The following is a 5682-nucleotide window of genomic DNA, read 5'->3' on the forward strand; positions in this document are numbered from 1 at the left end:
CGCCGCTGTGCTTCGGCGTTAACTATCACCAGGCCTAGCGAACAATTTACATTGTAAGTACACTGTAGGTATGCATCATTTCACCTTCGAATGGGATAGCGCCAAAAGCGACTCGAATCTGCGAAAGCACGGCGTCTCGTTCGAAGAAGCGAAGACAGTGTTTACCGATGAGTTTGGTCGACTGATCAGCGATCCAGATCACTCTGAGCTTGGCGAGGATCGCTTCCTGTTGTTAGGGACGAGTATCAATTCGCGCCTGCTGGTTGTATGCCACTGCATCAGGGAGGAAGACCGAATTCGCATCATTTCCGCGAGAAAAGCTGAGAAGCGGGAAAGAAAAGTTTATGAGAGGTACCGCCATGCGTGATCACTACGATTTCACCGATTCCAAGCCCAATCCATACGCCGCGAAGCTTAAGAAGCAGGTAACAATAAGGCTGGACGAGGATACAGTAGAGTATTTCAAGCAAATGTCTGAGCGGAAGGGGATTCCCTATCAGAGCTTGATCAACCTATACCTTCGAGACTGTGCGGCCAAGCATAGGGATCTCAAACTTCAGTGGCAGTGACAGTTAACAAGGCGCATCAATTCGCGGCCTGCGGCCGCCGGACGCCCTTTTCGTTGCGGCTGCGCCTCCACTACAAGGGCGCCGTTGTGCGCTGGCGTTATGCAGGATGATGAACTGGTCAATTGCTAAAAAGTTATCAGGTGTAGCGCTGACACTGATTGGTTTGGCGGTGGTGGTAGATATCATGATCGCAGTATTCATCGGACGTGGTGCAATAGCTGCCGAAACTGCTGGTTGCTACCTTACCGATGCAATGTTGGTTGGCTTTCACTGCCAGGGGTTTTGGGCATCAGGCATTGTATCGGCGTGGCTTAACCTACCAACATGGGGGATCTATGGGCTAATCTTTGCCCCCTACAGCTTCAAAGCGGCATTGCTAGCTGTTTTGGTGTGGTTGCCAGTAGCAGTTTTCATCGTGGCATCTCGCAAGGTGGCTCAGCATGCATAACAAGTCGCAGCAGTACGCGGCCGATGGCCGCCGGACGCCCTTTCCGTGGCTCCTTCGTCGCCACTCCAAGGTCGCCGCTGTGCTCAGCGTTAATGGCAAAGGCTTCGGTCTTTGGGGTGACCTTGGAGGATTGGCCTTGGTGCCGGGCTTGGCAGACAAGCCCGCTGAATCTGGTGAACACCAAGGCCGTCTGAATCCGCGTCTGATTTGGTTGCTTTAATCGTCAGCGGTGTTGGTAGCATTTTTTGGCGTTCGTCTCTCCGGGCCGTCCGCCGACAATTTATTCGGGATCTGGTACCTTTGAGTTCAGGTTCATCCACCGCTGGCTTGGCGGTGGTTTCAAACACATCGTACCGGCGCAAGCTGGTGCAAGTAACGGAGTAGGCCGTCGAGGTCGTTGCCAGGGAGCAGGCAGTGTCAGTACCTGCCTTTAACCAGTCAATCAAGTTCGCTCCCGGCCAGAGGGCCGTCCGCCGGACGTCCCTTACGGGCCGCCGCTTATCTCCGCGTTAGAAAGGGGCTCAGCAATGAATAAGCCTGAATATCTGTATCACGGTACTCGAAAAAAGCTAGAGTTGCTTAATCCGACGCAGGGCGTTGGATATGGCGTGGCGGATAACGAGCGCGGTGTTTACGCTGTTTCAGACCGAGAGTTAGCTATCCCCTTTGCAATTTCATATCGTCCTCTAGGCGACGGAGCTATTTTCTCTGTTGAAACCTCGAAGCGCCCACCTCAAATCGTGCTAAAGGATACCGATGTCGATTGGAACCAAGTGGGATATGTGTACAAGGTCAGCTCTGAAACTTTCGAGCAAATTGATTCAGAGCAGTGGTTGTCCAGAGTTCCCGTCAAACCTCTGGAAGCCGAGGAGATTAAGCCAGAATCCTATCGGGGCTGGATTGTCTATAAATCGGAAATCTAGAGACCGTGCAAAAAATTTCTAACCAATGCAGGCACGGCGACGCCTACTACATTGCGCCTTCGGCTCCATTCCGTAGCCGCGCATGCTGCAAGCGTTATAAGTGCTGAGGGGATTGGGTGCTTCGGAAAAAACTAATCGATGTGGCGCTAGATTGGCAGGAAAGGTTTGGGGTGGCCCCTCAGATTACGACGCCATTATCAGAATACGATGCAGCAATGTTAGTCGGAATGTCCGAGTCTGAGTACTCAGACTTTATGCAAGACAAGACTGCTGTGGCAAAGGGCAGTGATTTCGTTTTTAACGGTATTCGTTACCAAGTAAAAGGCAACAGACCTAGTGGCAAGCCCGGCAGCAGAATCACGATGGTGCCTAAAGCCACAAACTACGATTGGGATAAGCTGATCTGGATCAGGTACGACAAATTCTATGTCATGCAGGAAGCATGGGAGTGGGACGTTGTGCAGTATCAAGCTACATTTCACTCTATCAGTAGGCTTTCGCCAGCAGATTACCGAAGAGGTAAGTGCCTATATGTCAAAGACTTATAACAAGTGCAGGCACGGCGACGCCCATTACATTGCGCCTTTGGCTCCATTTCATGGGCGCGCATGCTGCAAGCGTTAAGCAGTAAAAGGTAAGCACGAGCAATGGCAAATAATTGGAACATCCCGGACTGGCTCGAAAAAGAGATCCGAGCACGCGATACGGTATGCGTCTATTGCGGCAATGAGTTTACCCCTGTGAAAGTATCGAGAAGGTCTGCGGCTAGCTGGGAACATATCATCAACGATGCCAACATTATTACTCGGGAAAATATTGCTCTCTGTTGCTGTGGCTGCAATGCCAGCAAAGGCCAAAAATCACTATCCGCCTGGCTGCAAACCAAGTACTGCAAAGACCGTGGCATCACACCAGAAAACGTGGCTCCGGTAATAAAGCAGGCTATTGAGCGTGGCCTGTAGTTTTGTGCTTAACAAGTTGTTGTAGTTCGTTCCGGCCTTCGGCCTCCACCGGACGCCCCTGTCGGGCCGCCGCTAAACCAAGGCGTTAAGCTCTATTGTTGCGTGATGCGCACCATGCTATCATTCCCTCATGATTAAATCTTTCCGTCACAAAGGACTGAAGCGGTTCTACTCGACCGGCAGCACGGCGGGCATACAGCCTGACCATGCCAAGAAACTGCGTATGCAGTTAGCTGCTCTGGATACGGCCACTTCGGTGGAGGACATGGATATCCCTGGCTTTCGGCTTCACCCATTAAAGGGTAAAGACAAGGGGCGGTGGTCGATTCGGGTTAACGGAAATTGGCGAATGACGTTCGAATTTCAGGACGGCAACGCCTACATTCTTGATTATGAGGATTATCACTAATGACTATGCATAATCCGCCGCATCCAGGTGAGTTCATTCGGGAGGTGTACCTGGAGCCTTTCGGTATCAGTTCCCGTCAGCTTTCTTCCAGTCTGGGCGTATCACCTTCCACTTTGTCTCGGCTGCTCAAAGGAGATAGTGGTATTAGCCCGGAAATGTCATTGCGGCTATCCAAGGTTCTCGGTCGCACTCCTGAGAGCTGGTTGGCAATGCAGGACATGTACGATCTTTGGGTGGCCCGCAATACGGTCAATCTGGATGGCATTCATCCCCTGGACTTCGAAGCAGCTTAACCAGCGGCTGTTGTCGGACGCGCCTACGCTGGCGCTCCGGCACGCCGCAAAGCCAAGGCGTTATGTTCTAGAAGGAGTTACCCGTGAACCTTACATGGAAGTATTCAGAGACAGACGTAGACTGGGAAGAACTGTCCAACTTGTACCGCATCGCACCCCTGGGCGAGAAGAAGCCAGAGGCCTTGGCCAAGGTCTTCTCAGCTAGTATGTTCAAGTGCTTTCTTTACAACTCAACCGATAATTTAGTGGGTGTCGGTCGGGCATTAGCCGATGGAGCAGATTGCTCCTACATTTGTGATATTGCTGTGCATCCAGAGTTCCAAGGGTCTGGCGTTGGCGGGGCCATCGTGTCAAAGCTCGTGGAATTGTCTGCTGGCCACAAGAAAATTGTGCTTTATGCCAATCCTGGAAAGGAGGCCTTTTATCGAAAATTGGGCTTCAAGCACATGAGCACTGCAATGGCCATATTTCAGAATCAGGAACAGGCGCTAGAGCTTGGCCTGATCAATGAAACATAACCAGTCAATCCAGCCGACGCCTTCGGCGCAGCTGATTTCCACGTTATGTTTCTTGACCGCACCTGTTAACTGGTGCTATTAATGGTGCCAAATCGTTGACTAGGTAATCACTATGCAAGTGAAATTTTCCGAGGATGTCATTCCTCTATCAGACCTGAAGATCAATCCCGGAAAGGTGGTTGGTCGAGCGCAAGATACGCATCGCCCCATCCTGCTCACCAGCCGTGGCCGCGGCATAGCTGTTGTTCAGGGGCTCGAGGATTATGAGAGAACCGCAGAGGAATTGCGGTTTGTAAAGGCGGTGGCGCGGGGGCTTATGGATGTTCGCGAGGGCAACACCGTATCGTTGGAGGACGCCAGGAAAACGTTGGGTATCAAGTAAATGGAATTACGCATCGCACAGTCCGCTCTTGAGGACTTACAGGCTATTCAGGAGTATTACAAAGAGCAGGATGTGCCACATATCGGTGACGATTTCGTGGCTGCTATCCTGGAGCACTGTGAAATGATTCAAATCCACCCTGATGCTGGCCGAGTTGTTCCTGAATTCAACATGGATCATATTCGCGAATTGATTCACGCGCCGTTTCGAGTTGTCTATCTCAGGCAGGCTAAAGAGGTTGTGCTCATACGAGTCTGGCGGAGTGAGAGGCAGCTCGAATTACCAGCAAACGAAACATAACCAAGCCATGCACCGGATGCCAAACCCTCCGCTTCGCTGCGGTTATGTCACCGGTGATGGCGGGCGTTAGGCGCTACTGCTCACCTTATATTTGGACTTCGCATGAGACACTCTGAAAGACACAAAACAGATCGAATCGGTTGGCTTCGTGCTGCGGTTCTTGGTGCAAACGACGGGATTGTATCTACTGCGAGCCTGGTCTTGGGGGTGGCAGCAGCAGGGGCGGACTCCAAGGCTTTGTTAGTCGCAGGCGTAGCTGGTCTCGTTGCAGGTGCTATGTCGATGGCAGCAGGTGAGTACGTGTCAGTCAGCTCTCAAGCCGATACGGAGGGGGCCGACCTTGCCAGAGAGAAAGCCGAGCTGGCTGATGCGCCTGAACAAGAGCATGCGGAGCTTGCCGAGATTTACGTCAGGCGCGGGTTAGACCGGGCGCTCGCAGACAGCGTAGCAAGTCAACTGATGAAGCAGGATGCACTTGGGGCACATGCACGCGATGAACTTGGCATCTCAGAGGTCTCTACGGCCCGTCCAATTCAGGCTGCATTGGCGTCGGCAGGCACATTCTCGGTAGGTGCGGCCCTTCCCTTATGTGTCGTCCTATCGTTTCCGGAGTGGTTACTTATGTGGGTCGTCCCTGGCAGTTCATTGGTGTTCCTTGCCTTACTAGGCTCATTAGCAGCGAAAGTCGGCGGCGCTCCTGTTCTTAAGGCCGCCTCTCGGGTCACGTTTTGGGGGGCTCTGGCAATGGCTTTGACGGCTGGGGTCGGTGCGCTCTTCGGTGTGGCCGTATGATTTTCTGGCGGTGCATTCTCTCGCCTAACAAGGCGCTGCTGTCGGACAAATTCTCCGCTGCGCTTCAAATTTGCCGCAGAGCGCGG

Annotated in this window: 13 protein-coding genes; all 13 read left to right on the top strand. The window is 52.5% G+C overall.

What is annotated here, in order from left to right; genetic code table 11:
* The first annotated feature begins 70 nt into the window (after nt 1-70).
* The gene (locus tag Q669_RS11445) at nt 71-367 is read left to right on the top strand and encodes a BrnT family toxin (protein WP_022992343.1); all 297 of its coding nucleotides are present in this window, start codon (nt 71-73) and stop codon (nt 365-367) included.
* A complete protein-coding gene (locus tag Q669_RS11450; RefSeq protein WP_036149619.1) occupies nt 360-569 on the top strand; it encodes a BrnA antitoxin family protein in 210 nt (69 codons plus the stop codon). The genes Q669_RS11445 and Q669_RS11450 overlap by 8 nt, the downstream gene beginning before the upstream one ends.
* A gap of 106 nt (nt 570-675) precedes the next feature.
* A complete protein-coding gene (locus Q669_RS11455; protein ID WP_022992345.1) occupies nt 676-1017 on the top strand; it encodes a hypothetical protein in 342 nt (113 codons plus the stop codon).
* A complete protein-coding gene (locus Q669_RS11460; RefSeq protein WP_022992346.1) occupies nt 1010-1237 on the top strand; it encodes a hypothetical protein in 228 nt (75 codons plus the stop codon). Before Q669_RS11455 ends, Q669_RS11460 begins: the two co-directional genes overlap by 8 nt.
* Nucleotides 1238-1544: 307 nt before the next feature.
* A complete protein-coding gene (locus Q669_RS11465) occupies nt 1545-1940 on the top strand; it encodes a hypothetical protein (protein ID WP_022992347.1) in 396 nt (131 codons plus the stop codon).
* Nucleotides 1941-2056: 116 nt separating this feature from the next.
* Nucleotides 2057-2488: a hypothetical protein gene (locus Q669_RS11470; protein WP_036149609.1), complete on the top strand. Its 432-nt coding sequence runs from the start codon at nt 2057-2059 to the stop codon at nt 2486-2488.
* A gap of 99 nt (nt 2489-2587) precedes the next feature.
* Complete coding sequence (locus tag Q669_RS11475) at nt 2588-2902, top strand: hypothetical protein (RefSeq protein WP_022992349.1); 315 nt, start codon at nt 2588-2590, stop codon at nt 2900-2902.
* 130 nt (nt 2903-3032) lie between these two features.
* Nucleotides 3033-3311, top strand: coding sequence for a type II toxin-antitoxin system RelE/ParE family toxin (locus tag Q669_RS11480; RefSeq protein ID WP_022992350.1), 279 nt, complete (start codon nt 3033-3035; stop codon nt 3309-3311).
* Complete coding sequence (locus tag Q669_RS11485) at nt 3311-3604, top strand: HigA family addiction module antitoxin (RefSeq protein ID WP_022992351.1); 294 nt, start codon at nt 3311-3313, stop codon at nt 3602-3604. Before Q669_RS11480 ends, Q669_RS11485 begins: the two co-directional genes overlap by 1 nt.
* 83 nt (nt 3605-3687) lie before the next feature.
* On the top strand, nt 3688-4122 hold the full coding sequence (locus tag Q669_RS11490; protein ID WP_022992352.1) for a GNAT family N-acetyltransferase: 435 nt from the start codon (nt 3688-3690) through the stop codon (nt 4120-4122).
* A gap of 112 nt (nt 4123-4234) precedes the next feature.
* Nucleotides 4235-4504 carry a type II toxin-antitoxin system Phd/YefM family antitoxin gene (locus tag Q669_RS11495; RefSeq protein WP_022992353.1) on the top strand — a complete coding sequence of 90 codons (270 nt, stop codon included), beginning with the start codon at nt 4235-4237 and terminating at the stop codon, nt 4502-4504.
* Complete coding sequence (locus Q669_RS11500) at nt 4505-4804, top strand: type II toxin-antitoxin system RelE/ParE family toxin (RefSeq protein WP_022992354.1); 300 nt, start codon at nt 4505-4507, stop codon at nt 4802-4804.
* Between the two features lie 102 nt (nt 4805-4906).
* Entirely contained in the window at nt 4907-5596 is a 690-nt protein-coding gene (locus tag Q669_RS11505) for a VIT family protein (RefSeq protein WP_020742832.1), read from the top strand.
* Nucleotides 5597-5682 lie beyond the last annotated feature (86 nt).

The sequence above is a fragment of the Marinobacter sp. C1S70 genome (assembly GCF_000475355.1).
GTDB lineage: Bacteria > Pseudomonadota > Gammaproteobacteria > Pseudomonadales > Oleiphilaceae > Marinobacter > Marinobacter nauticus.

Bases quoted from the DNA above. Each gene is read 5' to 3' on its own strand.
- Q669_RS11455 (WP_022992345.1), top strand. From the start codon at position 676: ATGATGAACTGGTCAATTGCTAAAAAGTTATCAGGTGTAGCGCTGACA.
- Q669_RS11480 (WP_022992350.1), top strand. From the start codon at position 3,033: ATGATTAAATCTTTCCGTCACAAAGGACTGAAGCGGTTCTACTCGACC.
- Q669_RS11485 (WP_022992351.1), top strand. From the start codon at position 3,311: ATGACTATGCATAATCCGCCGCATCCAGGTGAGTTCATTCGGGAGGTG.
- Q669_RS11505 (WP_020742832.1), top strand. From the start codon at position 4,907: ATGAGACACTCTGAAAGACACAAAACAGATCGAATCGGTTGGCTTCGT.
- Q669_RS11500 (WP_022992354.1), top strand. From the start codon at position 4,505: ATGGAATTACGCATCGCACAGTCCGCTCTTGAGGACTTACAGGCTATT.
- Q669_RS11475 (WP_022992349.1), top strand. From the start codon at position 2,588: ATGGCAAATAATTGGAACATCCCGGACTGGCTCGAAAAAGAGATCCGA.
- Q669_RS11465 (WP_022992347.1), top strand. From the start codon at position 1,545: ATGAATAAGCCTGAATATCTGTATCACGGTACTCGAAAAAAGCTAGAG.
- Q669_RS11450 (WP_036149619.1), top strand. From the start codon at position 360: ATGCGTGATCACTACGATTTCACCGATTCCAAGCCCAATCCATACGCC.
- Q669_RS11445 (WP_022992343.1), top strand. From the start codon at position 71: ATGCATCATTTCACCTTCGAATGGGATAGCGCCAAAAGCGACTCGAAT.
- Q669_RS11460 (WP_022992346.1), top strand. From the start codon at position 1,010: ATGCATAACAAGTCGCAGCAGTACGCGGCCGATGGCCGCCGGACGCCC.
- Q669_RS11495 (WP_022992353.1), top strand. From the start codon at position 4,235: ATGCAAGTGAAATTTTCCGAGGATGTCATTCCTCTATCAGACCTGAAG.